Consider the following 2,946-nt stretch of genomic DNA (forward strand, 5'->3'; position numbering starts at 1 on the left):
CGGCGTCGGGCCGAGCGAAATAGGCTCCACAGACGGCGGGAAGAGCGTAACCCAGAGCGCCGTGGGCCCGGGGCGAGACGAACCAGCGGCCGGCCCGAGGCAATCGATGATAGGCCGACACGTAGGGACAACCCGTTCCCGGATCCACGCAAAGTAAAGCGTCGTCGGGGAGCCGAGGCATGAGCGCGGCGAGGAAGCGCTCGGGTCGGATCGGCACTTCGTCGGAGCGGAAGGCCTCGACGGTCTCGAGTAACTCGTGCCGCCGGCGTTCGATCTCCTCCGGATCGACCTTGGGCTCGATCGAGCCCACCGCATCGACCAGCATGTCCAGACCCGTTCTCGCGTCGCCGCAGAGTCCCACTTCTGTCTCATAGTTGTGGCCGATGCGAGCGGGATCGATATCGAGCTGGACGATGCGTTTCTCGCGGTCTCTCGGAAGCGTCCATTTCTCGGTCGTGACCGAGCCCTGGGCACAGCCGACGTAGAAGAGCACGTCGGCGTTTCGCAAGATCTCGTGCCGGTAGGGAAGTCCGCCATTGCTGCCGATGACTCCGAGCGCGTAGGGATCGATTTCCGCAATGCTTCCCTTTCCGCTGATCGAAGTCGCGACCGGAGCGCCGAGGGCATGGGCGAGCGCCGTGACCTGCTCCCAGGCTCCGGAGCGAAGGACCCCGGCTCCGGCGATGATTAGCGGGCGAGACGCCTCGGAAAGGATTCGGGCCGCCCGGCGGACGAGCTCGGCGTCGGGCGCGGGTCTCGACAGCGGGTAGCCGTTATCATGAACGTGTGCTGGACGCTCGAAACCGGTGGCATCGCCGGTTTGTACGTCGAACGAGAGACTTACGTGGGTTGCGCCCAGCGGCCCCGATGTCGCGATGCGAAAAGCCTTTTTCAGGGATCGTGGGACCTCAGACGCGCGAGAGGGCATGTGCGTCCATTTCGTCACCGGGCGAAACAGCGCAATCTGATCGAGCTCGGTCAACGTGCCCCGTCCGGCTTCACCCTGGTCGATGTCGGAGGTGATGCAGACGACCGGCACCGACGAAGCGTTCGCTTCGGCGAGACCTGGAAGGACGTAGAGCGCGCCCCCTCCGCTCGGGGCTTCACACACGCCGACTCTTCCGCTGAAGCGCGCGTAGGCGTCGGCCATGAACGACGCCGAGCGTTCGTCGCGAGTCAGGATGTGGCGCATGCCGTGGTCGAGATCGTGAAGGGCTTCATAGAGCGGAAGCGTGGTGTCGCCGCACAGACCGAAGATGACTTCGACCCCCTGGCTTTGCAGGGTTCCGACGGCCGCTTCGGCGCCGTTCACCGCGTGCCTCCAAGGCCCAGCTCCGCCATGAGCGCCTCGACTTTCGCGGCAGTCAGCTCGAGATATCTACGTGTGTCGGCCGCATTTCGAAAGCGCGCTCCGATGACCGCTCGGTCCGCCCAGTCGCGAAACGATGGATCTTCGAATGCCCTCCGCATCGCATCTTCGAGCACGGTGCGGACGTCTGGTGGCGTTCCGTGAGGAGCCGCAAGAATGCGAAACCCGCTGAATACGAGATCGTATCCGAGCTCACGAAACGTGCGCACCTCGGGAACCAGAGGGTCCCGGTCTTCCGCCATGACCGCGAGCACCCGGAGCTGTCCCGCGCGTACGTAGGGAAGGGCGGCGGGAAGGCTCGATACGTTCGCGTCGACCTCACCGCCGAGAAGCGCGGTCAGCTGCGCGCCCGAGCCCGCTTCATAGGGCACGTGTGTGAGGCGCACCCCCAACGCGCGCTCCATAGCGACGGCGTGCTGATGCCATATGCCTCCGGTTCCCACGTTGCCAACTTTGACTCTTCCGGGCTCCGCCAGCGCGGCCTTTTGCAAGGACCCGACGTCCTCGAACCGATCAGAGGCGACGATCAGCGCGCTCGCGTGCTCGGTCACCATGCCCAGTGGCTCGAAGTCGTCCCAGCGAACTGGAGCCAGTCCCTGCACCGAAAGCGTCAACGCGTCGTAGGTCAGCGTCACGACGGTATAGCCATCCGGTCGCGCTCTCTTCACCTGCAGGAGTCCCACCGCGCTCAGGGCCCCCGGGATGTTCTCGGTCACGACCGGGATGCCGAGGTGCTTCTCCAGATGGCGGGCAAAGCCTCGCATCGCCGTGTCGGTCGCTCCTCCCGCGCCCCACGGGATGATGTGCCTGAGCTCGCGCTTCGGGTCGGGAAACGCGGCGGATTGCGCGAGAAGTAGGAAAAGGACCACGCCGCGTAACATGAAGCGTTGATTCTACTCGAAAGCCAGACGAGTCGGCCGCGCGCTCGCCTGTATAGCGTGATGGCGAATTTTCGACCGCGCCGAGCCAGGCTGTAGAATCAGGTCAGCGTCTGGATCTCTTCATCGAGTTGGCTTGGCGAGTACACGATGATTATCGCGCTATACCGAACCGAAGAAATGCGTTGTTCCGCGGAGGAATGTTTCACAAGTTGACGTTGTGCGCGCACGTCGGAGTCATAGTTGTACAGGAGACGAATCATGCTGGTAGACATGCTCTCGATGTTGTTACTCTTCACGGTTTTGCAGTCCTCGGATGACAAGGCGGAGCTAGTCCGACTCGAGGAGGTTTGGAACACTGCCCACCTCGAGCGTGACGCATCAACTCTCGAGCGTCTCTGGGCGGACGAGTTCACGGTGACGGTTCCACGAATGCCCGTGATGCCGCGCGCGGAAGCCGTTGGCGTTGCGCGGTCGAATAGGATCAAGTTCTCGAAGTACGAGACCTCGGAGGTGGCTGTGCAAATCTTCGGCAATGCGGCTGTTGTTCGAGGGCGAATGAGGCGCACCCGGAGTCGCGGCGACCAGTTGGTCGAAGATGACTGGCGGTTCACGAAAGTTTATGTGAAACGGGAAGGCAGTTGGAAGGTTGTGGCATTCCATGCGTCAGACAGCCCCTCTGACCAATAACGCCATCCG

Annotated in this window: 3 protein-coding genes; 1 reads left to right on the forward strand and 2 read right to left on the reverse strand. The window is 63.2% G+C overall.

The features are described 5' to 3' along the window. Both VEK15_28300 and VEK15_28305 read right to left on the reverse strand, forming a co-directional pair. A partial coding sequence (locus VEK15_28300; GenBank protein HXV64632.1) for a thiamine pyrophosphate-binding protein occupies positions 1-1,312 on the reverse strand: 1,312 nt, incomplete at its 3' end. Beyond that, positions 1,309-2,250 (reverse strand): tripartite tricarboxylate transporter substrate binding protein, encoded by a 942-nt coding sequence (locus VEK15_28305; GenBank protein ID HXV64633.1) that lies wholly within the window; start codon positions 2,248-2,250, stop codon positions 1,309-1,311. The genes VEK15_28305 and VEK15_28300, both read right to left, overlap by 4 nt. Before the next feature lie 258 nt (positions 2,251-2,508). Here VEK15_28305 and VEK15_28310 point away from each other — a divergent pair, with 258 nt between their 5' ends. After that, positions 2,509-2,937 (forward strand): nuclear transport factor 2 family protein, encoded by a 429-nt coding sequence (locus tag VEK15_28310; protein HXV64634.1) that lies wholly within the window; start codon positions 2,509-2,511, stop codon positions 2,935-2,937. Positions 2,938-2,946 lie beyond the last annotated feature (9 nt).

Source organism: Vicinamibacteria bacterium, from assembly GCA_035620555.1.
Taxonomy (GTDB): domain Bacteria; phylum Acidobacteriota; class Vicinamibacteria; order Marinacidobacterales; family SMYC01; genus DASPGQ01.

What these genes read in the sequence shown, in the direction of transcription:
- VEK15_28310 (HXV64634.1), top strand. Translation starts at nt 2,509, where the DNA reads ATGCTGGTAGACATGCTCTCGATGTTGTTACTCTTCACGGTTTTGCAG.
- VEK15_28305 (HXV64633.1), bottom strand. Translation starts at nt 2,250, where the DNA reads ATGTTACGCGGCGTGGTCCTTTTCCTACTTCTCGCGCAATCCGCCGCG.